The organism is Streptococcus cristatus AS 1.3089, from assembly GCF_000385925.1.
Classification (GTDB): Bacteria; Bacillota; Bacilli; order Lactobacillales; family Streptococcaceae; genus Streptococcus; species Streptococcus cristatus_B.
In genome coordinates this window covers 614317-631104 of the sequence record NC_021175.1, presented here as the reverse complement: position 1 = coordinate 631104, position 16788 = coordinate 614317, and the positions used below count along the sequence as shown (strand labels likewise).

Sequence of the window (16788 nt, the reverse complement as noted above, 5' to 3'; positions counted from 1 at the left end):
ATAGCAGATTTTTCAAAAAAATTCTCCTGCCAAGTTTAGCAGGAGAAAAGTTTATTTGACCCATTCATCTGGATGATTGAGCTTATTCACATCTTTTTCTGACAATCTCAAGGTAATATCTGACACAGCAGGAATATTTGAGATGGTAACATAGGGGTAGTTTTTGTAGGTCGTAAATTTGACACCACTTCCTCCCTTTCTGCCACTAATATCGTAGATATAATTAACCTCTGCATCATCAGGCAAATCAACCCAGGCATCTTCATTATCTTCCTCAGACTCTACTAGATCTAGAATATCTGCAAATTCATCCAAGGTCTTGGTATTTCTTGTCTGATAAATCTGCTGATTCTGACTATTCAATATGGTCAGAAAACCTTCTGTCTTTGATTTGCAAGCGGATAAAATCAAAAGGAAGATGGGAAGTAATACTAGAAAATAAGCAATTTTTCTCTTCATTTTAGCCCTCCTTATAGCTTTGCTAAGAGAGGAGATGGTTAGAACTACTGAAGTACCAGCGAAGCTGCTCCGATAACTCCGGCATCGTTTCCGAGAGTTGCAAGAGCCAATTTAGTTGATGTACGCACTTGTGGGAAGGTATTTTCATCATAAACCTTCTGAACACCTTGCAGAAGGAATTCTCCTGCTGCTGATACTCCACCACCGATAACAATAGTTGATGGATTAAGGATAGAACCGATATTGGCGCAAGCAATTCCTAAGTAGCGAGAGAAGTTACGGTAAACGATCAAGGCAAGGTCGTCGCCTTCTTTTGCTAAATCAAAAACAGTTTTAGCTGTCACTTCTTCACCGTCGTCAATCAAGCGTTTCAAGGTTGCATCGCCTTCGTATTCATCAGCGTATCGACGAGTCAAGTTGACAATCCCTGTTGCTGAAGCCACTGTCTCAAGACAGCCTTTTTTACCACAGGTACAAGCGATTGGTTGGTCGAAGTCAACAGTGATGTGGCCCAACTCACCTGCTGCACCAGCTACACCGTGAAGAAGTTTACCTTCTGCAACGATACCGCCACCAACACCAGTACCAAGCGTCATAAAGACAACGTCTGGTTGGTTGTCACCAGCACCCATCCAACGCTCACCAAGCGCAGCTACGTTGGCATCATTATCGATGAAGAATGGAATACCCAAGGCTTTTTCCATTTTTTCTTTGATTGGTTGAAGGGTTTTCCAGTTCAGGTTGTAGGCACCGATAACAGTTCCTTTCTCACGGTCAACCACACCCGGTGAGCCCATTCCAATTCCGATAAAGTTCTCTGCTGATAGATTTAAGAGCTCCAAGCGATGCTGGATAGACTCAATCATCTCGTCTACAATATGGCTTCCCTCGTCCAAAATATTAGTTTTAATAGACCATTTTTCTTGGATTTCGCCCTCTTGCGTCAAAATAGCAAATTTGATAGAAGTTCCGCCTAAATCAATCCCAATAATTTTTTTTGACATGATATTCTCCTCTGTATTCGTTCTCCCTTTCATTATAGCAAATTTTTTCAGCATAGAAAAGGTTTGCACGGTATTTTTTGCTTTTAGTTTATGCTCATTTCAATACAAAGCAAAACCGGCACCTCTTAAGGCACCGGGAAGGCTATTGAAGGCCTTAAAGCCAGCTTAGCTGCTGACTTCAAATGAATCATATTATGTAAACCACATTTATATAAGGGTCACTTTGCCAGTACGATAATCAAGGACAATTCCTGACTGGACATTGGGAACGAAGACATTGAATTCCAAACTTCCATCGCTGGACTTGGCTTCTAAATGCGAGCCAGATGGCACCAGATCATTTTCCGAAGCATAGATCAAAGTGACACGATAGCGGACTCGCTTATTCTGGTCCAAAGCACGACGAACTTGAGTTTCATAGTAATTCTGTCCCGTCGAGTTGTCTTTATTGGCCTGATTGGCCCAGGCTGTTTGGACTGCGATATTGGCTGGATTGCTAGTGGAAGCATCAAAGCCCTTTAAGCCACCGACGAGAGAGTAAGCCAAGAGATGCCCGCGATCTACTGCATGGTTGTATTCACCTGATAGATGTTTGACTTGGTGCCAACCGGCAGGAACCCAAGAAGTGGATCCATTTCCCGTTTCTTCTCGTGATTTATACTGGCGGGTCGATTTGGCAAGCAAGGCATTGGCGACTGTTGGAACCGTCTGTCCCTGAACCATCTTCGTTTTATTATCCGCATAAGGGACACTCGAAACTTTAGCGTCTAAGTTTGTTTGATTTTCATTGATAATGAAGGATCCAGCCCTATTCCACTCGATTTTTCCACCAAGTTGCGAACGCACTGAGTCTGTGAGAACACTCTCAGCCAATGCCTGATCTGGTGTACTGGTATCCTTATTTTGGCTGACAACTGCAGGTGTGTTTACTGATGGTGACTGATTGGCGTTTCCAAAAAAGTAGGCTCCCAGTGATAAAGTCAGAGCAACCAGAAGACCAGCTACAGTCTGAGTAGATTTAGTGCCCTTTTTTTGTAATTTCTTTCTTTTTGGCATATTTTCCTATCCATTTAAAAGGACTGTGCAAAGATTCTGCACAGTCGGTAAATTAACGAACACTCTCGGCAGATCATTGACCAGTAAACTTAGAAATAAGCTCTTTCCAGGTATCTGGTGATAAGATAGACCAAGGATTATCTGCATTTCCAATCACACCATATCCAATGACCAGACCAAGACAAAAAATGATAAAAGCGACTATCAGCACCAAGACAACGATGCCTAGCTGTCTAGATAAGTATTTCCAATTTTCACTCATCATCTTCTTCCTTTACGCGTTTGACGCTGGCACCAAGAGCTGCCAGCTTTTCATGAAATTTATAGTAGCCACGATCCAAATGAACTAACTTGCTGACTTTTGTCTCCCCTTCAGCAATCAAGCCCATCAAAATCAAGGTCGCGCTAGCTCGGAGATCTGTCGACATAACTTCTGCTCCCTGCAGGCTGCCACCACCCCAAATCCGAGCGGTATCCCGCATAATGTCGGAGTGAAGTCCCATCCGTCGCATCTCTTCTAAGTGCTGGAAGCGATTTTCAAAGACCGTCTCAACCATAACAGATTCTCCTTGGGCTATCGCCATCAAGGCAGTAAACTGAGCCTGCATATCGGTTGGGAAACCTGGATATGGCAAGGTCTTGACAGAAACAGCTTTTAACTTTGAAACATCCGAGCGGACACGGATCCCTTCGTCTTCTTCGATCACTTCCACGCCCATTTCTTGCATTTTTGATAAAAGCGGACGGTTGTGCTCCCAAATCGCATCTTCAATCAGCAAGTCACCGCCTGTCATGGCAGCAGCAACCATAAAGGTTCCAGCTTCGATACGGTCTTGCACGACATTATGCTCAGCTCCATGAAGTTTTTCAACACCGATGATTGTTATATTCTCCGTTCCTGCCCCTCTGACTTTAGCGCCCATTTTATTTAACAATAAAGCCAAATCAACAATCTCAGGCTCTCGGGCAGCATTTTCGATAACAGTGGTGCCTTGAGCCAAAGTTGCCGCCATCATAATATTCTGTGTCGCGCCAACACTTGGGAAGTCCATGTAGATATGGGCTCCCATCAAGCGGTCTGCCTTGGCCTCAATATAACCCGCAGTCTGCGTAATCTGAGCGCCCATCGCCTCCAAGCCCTTCAAATGAAGGTCGATCGGACGGCTACCAATCGTACAACCACCCGGCATGGATACTTTTGCATGGCCATTTCGAGCAAGAATAGGACCCAATACAACAATCGAAGCCCGCATTTTGCTGACATATTTGTAGGGAGCTTCTTCGGTCAATGGTTGAGTTGCATCTACAACTACGGTATTTTCATCTTTGTTAAAGTCTACCTGTGTATTCAAGCCACGAACAACATTGTTCATGGTAAAAACATCCGAAAGGACTGGCACATTCTTGAGTGTCGTTTTGCCTTCACTGGCCAAGACCGTTGCAGCTAGCAGTGGCAACACTGCATTTTTAGCTCCTTCAATCCTCACTCGACCAACCAGACGATTATTTCCACCTTGAATAATAATTTTTTCCATACTAACTAGTTACTCCAAACCTTAAAAATTCATCCTTACTATCATACCATAAAATCAAGAATCTGACCTTATAAAGCTCCATTAAAAATTGCCCGACTCATGTCATAAATACCAATAAAAAACAGGCTAGTCATATAGCCCAAAGCAATACTCAGCAACAAAATCAAAAAACGAATTTTGATTGCATTATCGGCATTTACTTTTAGAAATCTTTCCCAACTGACCACTGTCGCCAAAAGGTGAAAAGAAACAAAAATAAAGAGCAGGTGACTGCATAATCGAAACATTAATTCTATCATAGTTCTTATTATACCATAAGAAAAACTATTTCATGCGGAAAGAAACACGAGACAATAAAAGAGAGTGGGACAGAAATCGGTAATTCGTTAGAATCCGATTTCGTCGTCCCACCTCCGCACAGTTGAGTAGGGCTGTAAAAGCTGATGAAATCAGCGTGGTAGAGGCCACTCAACCACTGCGTCTTGCTCGACAATCCAAAGAAAAAATGAGGCTAGGACTTTTGTCCCAGCCTCTTACTTATTACATTCTTGTTCCAACGTTAATACGGTTGATGGCACGCTGGAGGGCGATTTTAGCACGGCGCTCTTGGTCAATCAAATGCTTGTCTTGAGCTTCTTCGATTTCTTTCTCAGCCCGCAGTTTGGCCCGCTCGGCACGGCTGATATCAATATCACGCTCACGCTCTGCTGAGTCAGCGATAATGGTAATCACATTATCAGCAATTTCTATGATGCCACCGTTGACTGCAATCCAGTCAATATGCTTGTCATCATCAATTCTGCGTACCTTGACCTGATCTACTTCCAAAACAGCAATTGTATTGATATGGCGAGGCAAAATCCCCAGTTCTCCGTCAATCGTTTTTACGGAAACAAATGCAGCACGGTGGTCATAAATCAGACCATCCGGTGTAACGATTTGTACTGTCATTTGAGCCATCATTCACCTCTTAGAATCCCATTTTTTCAGCTTTAGCGATGACATCCTCAATCGAACCGACACCACGGAAGGCATCTTCTGGTAACTTATCGTACTTGCCTTCGAGGATTTCTTTAAAGCCACGAACTGTTTCAGCTACAGGCACATAAGATCCTGGCTGGCCAGTGAATTGCTCCGCAACGTTGAAGTTTTGAGACAGGAAGAATTGAATCCGGCGCGCACGCGCAACCAAAGTCTTTTCTTCATCTGACAACTCATCCATACCTAGGATGGCAATGATATCCTGCAATTCATGATAACGTTGAAGAACGCGTTTGACTTCAGCAGCAACTGCATAGTGCTCTTCACCAACAATCTCAGGAGAAAGAGCCCGAGAGCTTGAAGCGAGCGGATCCACGGCTGGATAAATCCCCAATTGAACCAATTTACGTTCTAAGTTGGTTGTAGAATCCAAGTGGGCAAAAGCCGTTGCTGGTGCTGGGTCAGTGTAGTCATCGGCTGGCACGTAGATGGCCTGGATCGAAGTTACAGAACCCTTCTTAGTCGATGTGATACGTTCTTGCAATTGTCCCATTTCTGTCGCAAGCGTTGGTTGGTAACCAACGGCTGACGGCATCCGACCCAAAAGGGCAGAAACTTCAGAACCTGCTTGCGTAAAACGGAAGATATTGTCAATGAAGAGCAAAACATCTTGACCTTCCACATCACGGAAGTATTCTGCAATCGTCAAACCAGTCAAAGCAACCCGCATACGCGCTCCTGGTGGCTCATTCATCTGACCGAAGACCATGGCTGTTTTCTCGATAACGCCAGACTCCTTCATTTCCCAGTAAAGGTCATTTCCTTCACGGGTACGTTCCCCAACGCCAGTAAATACAGAAATACCACCGTGTTCTTGGGCAATGTTATGAATCAATTCCTGAATCAGGACGGTCTTACCAACTCCGGCACCACCGAAGAGTCCGACTTTACCACCTTTCAGATAAGGTGCTAAAAGGTCGATAACCTTGATACCTGTTTCTAAGATCTCTGATGAAGTAGACAACTCATCAAAGGTTGGAGCTTTCTTATGGATTGGCTGGCGCTCTGCATCATCCGCAAAAGGAGCATCCAAGTCAATGGTATCTCCCAAAACGTTAAAGACGCGACCAAGTGTTTCTTTTCCAACTGGTACAGAAATTGGACGACCAGTATCTAGCACTTCCATGCCACGAGTCAACCCATCTGTTGATTCCATAGCGATGGTCCGAACCACTCCATCACCAAGCTCAAGAGCTACTTCAAGGACGATTTTTGATTTTTTTTCGTCATTTTTATAGACTACAAGTGCATTATTGATCTCAGGTAGCTTGTCGCCAGCTGCAAACGCTACGTCTACAACCGGTCCGATAACCTGAGTAATTTTGCCTGAGCTCATTCTTTTCTCCTCTTTATAATATTTATTTTCTGTGACACTATTCCAGTGCACTTGCACCCGCCACAATTTCAGTAATTTCCTGCGTGATAGCTGCTTGTCTAGCACGGTTATACTGAATGGTCAAATCATTGATAACTTTTTTAGCGTTATCCGTTGCTGTCTGCATGGCTGTCATACCAGCAGCATTTTCAGCAGTTTTTGCGTCAATAATGGCTCCGTAAATCATACTTTCAGCAAACTGAGGCAAGAGCTGATCTAAAATCGCATTTCGACTGGATTCTAATTCTAGATTGAGGATATAATTCTCATCCGCTTCACTAGGATCCAAATCGACGATTGGCAACATCTGCTCTACCCGCATCTGACTGGTCAGACTGTTGACATGGTGGTTATAACACACATAAAGTTCATCAAAAAGCTCATTCTGATACATTTCAATGGTCTTGGAAATGATTTTCCGAACTTCATCAAAACTCGGATGATTAGCTAAGCCGCGCAATTCATAAATTGGCTGAATGCCCCGTGCTCGGAAGAAATCAGCTCCCATTCCACCGATCGAAATAATGACATAGTCATCCTTTTCGTGGTATTCAGAAATCAATTCCATCATTGATTTGAGGATGGTTGCGTTATAGCCACCGACCAAACCCCGATCAGATGTAATAACAATATAAGCTGTTTTCTGAACTGGTCTGCTCTTGAGTAAGGGATGATGACTAACATTTTCTGTCTCATGACCATGCAAAAGGTCGGTCAAGAGTTTCCGAACCTTAGAAGCATAGACTTGAAAGTTCTTTGCTGCTTCTTCGGATTTTCCTAACTTAGATGCAGAAACCATCTGCATAGCATTGGTGATTTGACTGGTGTTTTTTGTGGATGCAATTTTATTTTTGATATCATTTAATGAAACTGCCATCTGACACCTCTATTCTTATTTGAAGTTAGACTGATTGATAAATTCAGTAATAGCGGCGTCCATCACTTCTTCACTCGGCAAATCTTTTGTCTGACGAATTGTTTCATAAATGTCTTCATGATGAGCATCAAAGTAAGCGAAAAGCTCTGCTTCAAACTGAAGAATATCATCTACTGGTACTGCATCAAGGAAGCCGTGAGTCAGCGCATAGAGGATCACAACCTGTTTTTCAACTGGCAGTGGCTCATGAACTGGCTGTTTCAATACTTCTACTGTACGGCGTCCACGGTTAAGTTTAGCCTGAGTGGCTGCATCCAAGTCACTACCGAACTTGGTAAAGGCTTCTAGCTCACGATAAGAAGCGAGGTCGATACGAAGAGTTCCTGCAACTTTCTTCATGGCCTTGATTTGTGCAGATCCACCTACCCGAGATACGGAAGAACCAGCATCAATGGCTGGGCGAATACCTGCATTAAAGAGGCTATCGCTGAGGAAAATCTGACCATCCGTGATTGAAATCACATTGGTCGCGATATAGGCTGAGATATCTCCTGCCTGCGTTTCGATGAATGGCAATGCGGTGATTGAACCACCACCTAACTCATCAGAAACCTTAGCCGAACGCTCAAGCAAGCGGCTGTGAAGGTAGAAAACATCCCCTGGGAAGGCTTCACGACCTGGCGGACGGCGAAGCAAGAGAGAAAGTTCACGGTAAGCTACCGCTTGTTTAGACAAATCATCATAAACGATGAGGACGTGCTTGCCATTGTACATAAATTCTTCAGCCATTGCTACACCGGCATAAGGCGCCAAGAAAAGCAAAGGAGAAGGTTGAGAAGCTGACGCTGTTACCACGATAGTATAATCCAAGGCTCCGTACTGGCGAAGAGTTTCCACCTGTGTACGGACAGTAGATTCCTTCTGACCAATGGCAACATAGATACAGATCATATCTTGCCCTTTTTGGTTGAGGATCGCATCAATGGCAATACTGGTCTTACCAGTCTGACGGTCACCGATAATCAATTCCCGTTGGCCACGACCGATCGGTACCAGTGCGTCAATGGCTTTTAGACCTGTTTGTAATGGCTCAGAAACGGATTTCCGTTCCATAACTCCTGGAGCTGGCGCTTCCACAGGACGCGTTTTAGTCGTAGCAAGCTCACCCAAACCGTCAACAGGACGACCGAGCGGATCTACGACACGACCAATCAAAGCATCTCCAACAGGAACTTCCATGATTTTACCCGTGCGACGAATCGTATCGCCCTCACGAATATCTGTAAAATCACCCAAGATAATGATCCCGACATCGGTTGACTCCAAGTTTTGGGCCATACCATAAGAACCATTTTCAAAAATCAAGAGCTCGCCACTCATGGCATTATCAAGACCGTGGGCACGAGCGATTCCATCACCAATGTAAGTGACGACCCCAGTTTCTGTGACGTCAAAATTTGGCTGGAAATTTTCAATTTGTTGCTTAATTAAAGCGCTGATTTCTTGTGCGTTAATCGCCAAAATTCACACCACTTTCTATTTCAAATTTTCTTTTACGAGTTGTAATTGACGTTTTATACTTGCATCAATTGTCTTATTATTGGCTGAAATGACGAAGCCACCAATCAGGCTGGTATCCAATTCCTGCTTGAAGGAACGAACCTTGAGGCCCATTTTTTGCTCGAGAATTGGTTTCAATCTGTCTTTTTGACTTTCTGTCAAGGCTTGAACAGATTTAACTGTCACTTCAAATTCATTGCTTTCTTTCTCAATCTGATGCTGAATTTCTACCAACATGTCGTAGAATAAATCTGCCCGATGATTGAGAATAACGACTTCGATAAAGTTATCAATCAGCTGTGAATCTGAGTTTTGGAAAAGTCGAAGAGCCTTCTCCTTCTCTCCCTCATCAACGCCAATATGTGATAAAAAGTCAGCAAGATTTGTTTCCACAAACACAGCCTTAATCTGGCTTAGTTTATCAAAAACATCCTGTTGCTGACCCTTTTCAAATACTAATTGAACAAAAGGCAAGGCATATTTTTCAATTACCGCATAGTGCTTTTTGTCCATTAAGCATCTCCTAATTTATCAATATAACGATCAATGAGCTCGCTGTGTGCCTCTGTATCAAGCTGCTGGCTCAAGATCTTACTTGCGAGACTTACTGTTAGGTCAGCCACATCGTTTTTAATGCTGTTCAAGGCCTCTGCCTTGCTTTGTGCAATTTCCTGATTGGCTTTTGCTTTCAAACGTCCAGCTTCTTCAGCTGCATCCGCTAAAATTCCAGCCTTATTTTTTTGAGCTGTTTCCTTAGCATGTTCGATAATCGTCGTTGCTTCCTGACGACTTCCTGCTAATTCATTCTCACGTTTTTGCGCAAGTTCCTCAGCCTTTTTGCGGGCTGACTCAGCCCCGTCAATATCATCCGTAATCTTTTTAGAACGTTCTTCTAAGATACTGGTAATATTGCCCCAGGCAAACTTCTTTACTAAAAAAATTAATAAAAGGAAGGAACCAGCGATGAGAATAAAGTCACCAATAATGGTACCAATAGTTAAATCCATCTTCTACTACTCCTCTACTTACTCTTCCTCACCATTTATTTTTTTACCAATGTACATCGAAGACAACATGGTAAATACATAAGCTTGGATACATGAAATGAAAATCGAAAAGGCCGTCCATAACATGTTTCCGATAAAGGCTGCTGGATACCAATAAAAGGCTTGTTGAGACAAGGTTAAAAGCAAACCTGCCAATACTTCACCAGCAAAAATGTTCCCGTAAATCCGAATCGCTAAGGAAGCAAAATTAGTCACTTCTTCCAAGAGGTTCATCGGGGTCATAAAGCCTGGTGTTGCAAAAGCCTTCAAATATTCCTTAAAGCCTCGACGACGAACCCCTTCTATATGTGCGATCAAGGTGATCATAAAGGAGAGAGATAAGTCGTAGCCGAGGTTAGCCGTTGGGGAAGTCCACAAATTATAACCGTTTGTTGTTTGGACTTTTGCCATCAACCCAATATTATTGGCCACCAAAATAAACATAAAAAGAGAAAACAAAAATAAAGAATAATTCTTCATATAATGCTCTCCAATGTTACCCTTGGTAAAGCTAATGACAAAATCATAGATCATCTCAAGAGCATTTTGTTTGCCCTTTGGACGAAGGGTCATTTTGCGACTTGCCCAGTAGACAAAGGCAAAGACCGTCAAAACAGTTACAAGAGACATGGCAAGTAGGGTCAAATCAAAGGATATTGGTCCAATATTTAAGGTTGGATTCACACTTTCTTCCATAGTTTGACACCTCCTTCTCTAAATAGAGTGGGCTATTTAATGACGAAGGCCATGGCCAAGGTTACAAAGAAGGTACCTTCTACAAAAGCAACACCGAGAATTAAGAGGCTACGTAGTTGATCAATAATTTCAGGTTGACGGGCAGATGCTTTGAAAAGATTACTCATAATCATTCCTTCTGAAATAGATACACCCATACAGGCAAGACAAAGTCCGAAAAATGTTAAATTCATGATGAATTCTCCTTTTATATTTTTAAATGTACCCCATTAGTTTACTCCTAATAAAGGTAATAGTCAATTATTTTGTGATATTGTAAGCGTTTTTCACACTTTTTCTTTAAATTTAAAATAAAATTTTCATAAAGGTGCTTTTCAAACATTTATCCTATAAAAATCCAAGCAAAAGAGGCTGGGACAAAAGTCCTAGCCTCTCAATTGTCTTTGGATTGTTGAGCAAGACGCAGTGGTTGAGTGGGCTCTATTACGCTGATTTCATCAGCTTTTACAGTCCTACTCAACTTTGCGGAGGTGGGACGACGAAATCGAATTCTAACGAATTACCGATTTCTGTCCCACTCTCATCTGTTCCGTTTGAGGTAAAAAAATTGTGAAGCGCATCCATCTATTTTCAACTGCTTCAAAGCGATAAGTGAGATGGTGCTTTTCTAAAATTTGCTGCACGATAAAGAGTCCCAGTCCAGTACCGCCATCCTTGCGATTGCGACTGTAGTCTGGTCGATAAAATGGCTGGAAAATCTGCTGAATCTGTGACTCATCCAGCACTCGCTCAGCTTCATTTTCTACAATTAAGATTCCATTTTCTAAGCGAACCAAGATTTCTCCACCTTCCACTGTATAATGGAAGGCATTGTCAATCAGATTTTTAATAGCCTTTAGTAAATAAGTCTTATTACCTCGGACTTTTGCTTCTGAGAGTTGGACATTAAAATGATAGTGCTTGAGGTCCGCCAGAACCTTGTATGTACTGATATTTGCTTCAAGCAGCTCTTTGAGAGAGAAGATTTCTCGCTCTGTTTCCATGGTCATTTCCAGTTTTGAAATGGCTAGGATGGACTGGACTAAGCCTGATTGCTCTTCCAATATTTCGCGGCACTTCTGCAGGTATTTGTCCCGATCTTTAAAATCGCCCACTCCATAAATCATCCCATCAATCATTCCCATCATGCTAGTGATGGGTGTCTTGAGTTCGTGGGAAGTCATTCGGAGAAATTCTGCCTTTTCGCGCTCGCTTTCTGCAACTTTTTCATTTTCCAAGCGCAGGGCTTCCATACTAGTTAAGAGATTGGCATATAAGTGATTGATATCCTGAGCCAAATCAGCAATCTCGTCATGCCCTTTCACCTGACAGGAAACGTCTGGAAGGAGGCTAGTCATTTGCCGGGTGCTAGAAGAGATATCCTTAATTCGTTGACTGGAGGTCCGACTATAGAGATAGGCGGCAAGGCCACCCAGACTCAGCGACAAGAATAATACAAAGGGATAGAGATTGAGCAAAATCCGACTGGCATCCGAAACGGGTTGCAGGGAATATTCCCCTCGCAGGACTACTTCTTTGCCATCCGATGTCCGAAAACTTTCTGACAGGGTCTTACTCTCATAATTGCTATTGGCAATGGTCGGAACAATTGTCAGCTGGAGAGAGCTTTCTCCATTCGTTTCGAGTGCTGGGTAAAGAATTGTATTGTCTTTTGCCAGCAAGGTGAACCAGATCTGATTGCTTTTTTTGCTATAATTACTCAAAAGCTCACTGATTTCTTGGCTGGACTTTCCCTTGACCTGCTTGGCTACCTGAGCAAACTCGCGCTGAGCTTCTCCCCCCTTGACCTGCTGGTAATAAACCGGCATGGCGAAATAGAGGGTGGATAAAACGATCGTCACAACGACAAAGATGATGAAAGTCGTCAAGAGGAAGTTCTTTTTGACAATCTTCACGTGTCTTCTCCTCCAAGCTGATAGCCCATACCCGTGATGGTTTTCAGAGGAATACCTGGAATTTTCTTACGAATATTCTTGATATGATTATCCAGCACCCGACTATCTAGCTCGCTATAGCCCCAGATGGTATTCATGAGCTGATCGCGGGTCACTAAGTGATCCTTTCTCTTGGCTAGAGCCTGCAAGATTTCGTACTCTTTCTTGGTCAGAGGCATCTTTTCTTCCTGCCAATAAACTGTACAATCATCGATAGAGACGGTCAATTCACCGACAGTAATCTCTGAAGCAACCGTATTTCGTCGCAGAATATTCTCAATCCGTTTGACTAAGATCAGTGGTGAGAAAGGCTTGGTCACATAGTCGCTGATGAGGTGGTTAAAGCTGACTAGCTGAGTGTACTCATCATCTAGCGCTGTCAGGATCATGACCGGAATCTGAGAAGTCTTGCGAATTTCCTTGAGGACATCCAGTCCACTCATGGTTGGCAACATCATGTCTAAAATAACTAAGTCAAAAGACTCTGCTTCAAATTGAAGCAAAGCCTCGCCTCCATCAAAGACTGGTGTAACTGCATAGTTACTTTCTTTTAAAAATTCACAAATGACTTGATTGATCGTAGTATCGTCTTCCACTACTAAAATCTTGTGCATATATGCTTGATTCTCCTTTATTTATTCAAATCGCAGGGCTTCAATTGGATCCAGCTTGGATGCTTTCACAGCCGGCAGGAGCCCAAATACTACTCCTATTATACAACAAAAGAGCAAACTTACAAAGACCGAAAACAGAGATAAAATATATGGGTAGGCCAAAGACTGGGTAATAGCAAAGCCAGAGGCGATACCCGCTACCACTCCAATAATTCCTCCCATCAGAGTCAGGATGACCGCTTCGATCAGGAACTGCTTGAGAATGATCTTGCGCCGCGCTCCTAGAGCCTTTTTAATCCCGATTTCACGCGTCCGCTCTGTCACTGAAACCAGCATGATATTCATAACCCCAATACCTCCGACTAAAAGGGAGATGCTGGCAATACCTGCTAGCAAGACAAAGTTAGACTGGTTAAGGTTATCCAATTGACGCTCAAATTCTTGCAGATTTAGCACACCAAACATATAGTCTGACTGGGGCATCTGCTGATTGAGATAATCACTAACTTTCTTGGCTACCTTCTTCAAATCATCGGCTTTGTGGGTTTGAACAGTTACTTCTGGACTAACATTGATGGTATCAAAAATCCGGTGCCATTGTTGCAGAGGAATATAGGCCACCTTTTCCGAACCAGAAGTTAGGCCACTCTGCTCAGTCGACTCAAAGACGCCAATAACTTTAAAAGGATTGCCCATAACTTCTACATATTTACCGATACCATCTCCCTTAGGAAAGAGAGTATCATAAAGAGTCTTTTCTAGGTAGGTTACTTGCTCTTGATTTTTGAAGGCTTCAGAGTCAAAGCCCTCACCTTCCAACAGCCGTTGCTGCTTGATGTCAGCTACCGACTGAGAAACCGCCTGAACCTTGCCAGATGACTTTTGACTAAGATAATAAATCTTTTCGTCCGTACCATAAGTCATCAAAGCATTTTTAACGCCAGGAATTTCCTTGATTTTGGATAAGACATCCTCTCCCATGAAGGGAATGTATGAAGGCTTCTGCGCTTGGGATTTCTCTGGAATAGAAGGGTCAATCGAACTCTTCTTGTCGTAGACAACCTTAATGGTATTATTAGTACCACCGATCAACTGACGCTTGGTATTTTCTGTATTTCCTTCAATGATGGAAAAGATAGCAATAATAGCGCCAATCCCGATGATAATCCCCAGCATGGTCAGCATAGAGCGCATTTTGTGGGACAGGATTGAATTTAGAGCTACAAAAATATCTTCCATATAGCCCCCTTCTATCCTAATGTCCGAGTCTCTATATTACCGTCCCGCAAGACAACTGTTTGCTTGCAAAGTTGAGCCACTTCCGGCTCGTGGGTAATGATGACAATGGTCTTGCCTTGTTCATTAAATTGCTTGAATAGCTCCATAATCTGAACACTGGTCTTAGTATCCAGCGCCCCAGTCGGCTCGTCTCCCAAGATAAAGCTGGGATTGGTCACAAGAGCACGCGCAATAGCTACCCGTTGCTTTTGACCACCGGACAGTTCCATAGGCTTGAAGTCACTTCTTTCTTCCAGGCCGACCAGTCGTAGCATTTCCAAGGCGCGCTCACGTCTCTCTTTTTTAGGAACTTTCATGTAAGTCAGAGGCAGTTCAACATTTTGACAGGCTGTCAGCTTGGGCATGAGGTTGAAATTCTGGAAAACAAAGCCAATTTTCTGATTACGCAAATCAGATAGTTGGTTGTCGGACAGGTCAGAGACGTCAGTCCCTTCGATATGATAAGAACCTGCGCTAGCCTTGTCCAAACATCCGATAATGTTCATCAAAGTGGACTTACCTGACCCAGACGGCCCCATAATCGCTAGAAAATCCCCCTCTTTCACATGCAAATCAATTCCTTTCAAAATCGGAAATTCCTGACTGCCCTGTTGATAAGATTTGTGGATGTTCTTAAGCTTTAACATTCTGTCCTACCTCCATCCCGTCTTTCATGCCTTCTCTAGGTGTCGAAATGGTATCCTGCATAGTCAGACCTTCTGTAATCTCTACCAAACGGTCAGAAACTTTCTTGGTCTTAACTTCCTTCATTTTCACCTTTTTGCCCTCTACCTTCCAGACATAGGTCTTGCCATTTTTACTGAAAGTATAGGCTTTATTAACAACAACCTTGCCGGCTTCAGGAGCATTTTCTACGACATTGACATAAGAATGGGAGCCTACAAGTGGCATTTCACCACCCTGATCCAGCTCGACAGTATAAGGGAACTTACCTTGGTTGGGGTTTTCCTGTTGTTTATTTCCACCATTGCTATTTCCAGCATTTGCAGTTGTCAAGGTGCCGACCTGAGTGACGGTGCCACTCCAGCGCTTCTTAGGATCCTTGCGGTCTACGATATCTACTCTCTGACCCACGCTCAGCTTCTCACGGTCAAATTCGCTGACAGTCCCTTTTACCAAAGTCTTAGACTTATCCATGATTTCGATAAAGGTTTCTTCTTCCTTTTTAGCCTTGGACTGAGTCGGTAAGTCTTCGTTCATAGAGGTAATAGTTCCCGCTGTATCAGCTGTCACGGTATCATATTTCATACGGTCTGATTCCGTCTGAGCGGTCACCTGAGCCTTTTCAGCCTCAATCTGAGCATTCGTTACTTCATTGTCAGCAGTCTTTGCGTCACTGAGCGCTTGAGCCAGCTCATCTTCAGCAGATTTTATCTGATCCAAGAGAGACTCATCCTTACTAGAATTGTATTTATTCCGAAGTGCATTAAGACTAGCCAGCTTACGGTTATAAGTTTCCCATTTGATTGATGCGCTGGTTTGAGCAGTCGTAATGCCGTTAGCCTTAGCTTGAGCATCATACTGAGCAGACTGGGCTGTCAATTCCTGAGAGGTAACATAGGAAAAGAGGGGCTGCCCTTGCGTAACAGTATCGCCATTTTTGACAAATACTTCTTTAACTTCACCTTTAGATGGGTCAATTTTGACCTTACTGCTATTGTTAGCAACTACTTCTCCAGATAAAACCAGGCTTGTTTTTTTACTGTTATTGACAGCATCCTGGACCGTCAGAGAATCAATCTTATTATCAACCATTTGCATGGCCTGTTTTTGATTAACCTGATTGAGAAGTACATAGCCTCCCAGCCCAGCACAAGCGAGAATGACCGTGCTGCCCAATATTATGGTTTTACGATTCATTTTTTTTCTTTCAAACATATTGCCTCCAACCTACAGGTTCTAACGTTTATTTATCAGTTGATTCAGATTCATCTGTTGGTAATTCTTCACCATCTGCTGGGATTTGAATTACATTTCCGTCTGGCATAGTGTACTCTGTCACTTCCTTGCCGTCTACCGTTTTCGTTTTTTGATCTACGGCATCTTTCTTGAAGTCCACTTGTTTGCCATCGATAACTTCTTGATTGTCAGCATTCTTAGAACCACATGCAGCTAAAAAGAAGCCAGACATTCCGATAAGAGTTACAAGCATAGCGAATTTTTTTGTGTTCATTTGATTTCTCCTTTGTTTTAGAAAACAGGAATTTTGAGCTTTCCTGATCGTATTTGTTT

Annotated in this window: 20 protein-coding genes; all 20 read right to left on the bottom strand. The window is 43.0% G+C overall.

Annotated elements, in window-relative coordinates; translation table 11 throughout:
• Positions 1-51 precede the first annotated feature (51 nt).
• A complete protein-coding gene (locus I872_RS03070) occupies positions 52-459 on the bottom strand; it encodes a hypothetical protein (protein WP_015604696.1) in 408 nt (135 codons plus the stop codon).
• A 44-nt stretch (positions 460-503) separates the two neighbouring features.
• Positions 504-1463, bottom strand: coding sequence for an ROK family glucokinase (locus I872_RS03065; protein WP_015604695.1), 960 nt, complete (start codon positions 1461-1463; stop codon positions 504-506).
• 207 nt (positions 1464-1670) lie between these two features.
• Positions 1671-2519, bottom strand: a complete 849-nt coding sequence (locus tag I872_RS03060; RefSeq protein ID WP_015604694.1) for a DNA/RNA non-specific endonuclease — start codon at positions 2517-2519, stop codon at positions 1671-1673.
• A gap of 73 nt (positions 2520-2592) precedes the next feature.
• The gene (locus tag I872_RS03055) at positions 2593-2781 is read right to left on the bottom strand and encodes a DNA-directed RNA polymerase subunit beta (RefSeq protein ID WP_015604693.1); all 189 of its coding nucleotides are present in this window, start codon (positions 2779-2781) and stop codon (positions 2593-2595) included.
• Complete coding sequence (gene murA, locus I872_RS03050; protein ID WP_015604692.1) at positions 2774-4054, bottom strand: UDP-N-acetylglucosamine 1-carboxyvinyltransferase; 1281 nt, start codon at positions 4052-4054, stop codon at positions 2774-2776. The genes I872_RS03055 and murA overlap by 8 nt, the downstream gene beginning before the upstream one ends.
• A 68-nt stretch (positions 4055-4122) precedes the next feature.
• Positions 4123-4353 (bottom strand): DUF1146 family protein, encoded by a 231-nt coding sequence (locus tag I872_RS03045; RefSeq protein WP_041826785.1) that lies wholly within the window; start codon positions 4351-4353, stop codon positions 4123-4125.
• A gap of 241 nt (positions 4354-4594) precedes the next feature.
• Entirely contained in the window at positions 4595-5017 is a 423-nt protein-coding gene (locus tag I872_RS03040) for a F0F1 ATP synthase subunit epsilon (RefSeq protein WP_095666415.1), read from the bottom strand.
• Between the two features lie 7 nt (positions 5018-5024).
• Complete coding sequence (gene atpD / locus I872_RS03035) at positions 5025-6431, bottom strand: F0F1 ATP synthase subunit beta (protein ID WP_005589740.1); 1407 nt, start codon at positions 6429-6431, stop codon at positions 5025-5027.
• A gap of 37 nt (positions 6432-6468) precedes the next feature.
• The gene (locus tag I872_RS03030; protein WP_015604689.1) at positions 6469-7347 is read right to left on the bottom strand and encodes a F0F1 ATP synthase subunit gamma; all 879 of its coding nucleotides are present in this window, start codon (positions 7345-7347) and stop codon (positions 6469-6471) included.
• A 15-nt stretch (positions 7348-7362) separates the two neighbouring features.
• The gene (gene atpA, locus I872_RS03025; protein ID WP_015604688.1) at positions 7363-8868 is read right to left on the bottom strand and encodes a F0F1 ATP synthase subunit alpha; all 1506 of its coding nucleotides are present in this window, start codon (positions 8866-8868) and stop codon (positions 7363-7365) included.
• A gap of 15 nt (positions 8869-8883) precedes the next feature.
• Entirely contained in the window at positions 8884-9420 is a 537-nt protein-coding gene (locus I872_RS03020; RefSeq protein WP_015604687.1) for a F0F1 ATP synthase subunit delta, read from the bottom strand.
• Positions 9420-9914, bottom strand: coding sequence for a F0F1 ATP synthase subunit B (gene atpF, locus I872_RS03015; RefSeq protein ID WP_015604686.1), 495 nt, complete (start codon positions 9912-9914; stop codon positions 9420-9422). Before atpF ends, I872_RS03020 begins: the two co-directional genes overlap by 1 nt.
• Positions 9915-9932: 18 nt before the next feature.
• On the bottom strand, positions 9933-10649 hold the full coding sequence (gene atpB, locus I872_RS03010; RefSeq protein ID WP_015604685.1) for a F0F1 ATP synthase subunit A: 717 nt from the start codon (positions 10647-10649) through the stop codon (positions 9933-9935).
• A 32-nt stretch (positions 10650-10681) separates the two neighbouring features.
• Positions 10682-10882, bottom strand: a complete 201-nt coding sequence (locus I872_RS03005; protein ID WP_015604684.1) for a F0F1 ATP synthase subunit C — start codon at positions 10880-10882, stop codon at positions 10682-10684.
• A gap of 318 nt (positions 10883-11200) precedes the next feature.
• The gene (locus I872_RS03000; protein ID WP_015604683.1) at positions 11201-12604 is read right to left on the bottom strand and encodes a sensor histidine kinase; all 1404 of its coding nucleotides are present in this window, start codon (positions 12602-12604) and stop codon (positions 11201-11203) included.
• Complete coding sequence (locus I872_RS02995; protein WP_015604682.1) at positions 12601-13257, bottom strand: response regulator transcription factor; 657 nt, start codon at positions 13255-13257, stop codon at positions 12601-12603. The genes I872_RS03000 and I872_RS02995 overlap by 4 nt, the downstream gene beginning before the upstream one ends.
• 21 nt (positions 13258-13278) lie before the next feature.
• Positions 13279-14433: an ABC transporter permease gene (locus I872_RS02990; RefSeq protein WP_373279000.1), complete on the bottom strand. Its 1155-nt coding sequence runs from the start codon at positions 14431-14433 to the stop codon at positions 13279-13281.
• Positions 14434-14507: 74 nt separating this feature from the next.
• A complete protein-coding gene (locus I872_RS02985; RefSeq protein WP_015604680.1) occupies positions 14508-15182 on the bottom strand; it encodes an ABC transporter ATP-binding protein in 675 nt (224 codons plus the stop codon).
• Positions 15169-16434 (bottom strand): efflux RND transporter periplasmic adaptor subunit, encoded by a 1266-nt coding sequence (locus I872_RS02980; RefSeq protein WP_015604679.1) that lies wholly within the window; start codon positions 16432-16434, stop codon positions 15169-15171. The genes I872_RS02985 and I872_RS02980 overlap by 14 nt, the downstream gene beginning before the upstream one ends.
• A gap of 28 nt (positions 16435-16462) precedes the next feature.
• Entirely contained in the window at positions 16463-16729 is a 267-nt protein-coding gene (locus I872_RS02975) for a hypothetical protein (protein ID WP_015604678.1), read from the bottom strand.
• Between the last annotated feature and the right edge of the window lie 59 nt (positions 16730-16788).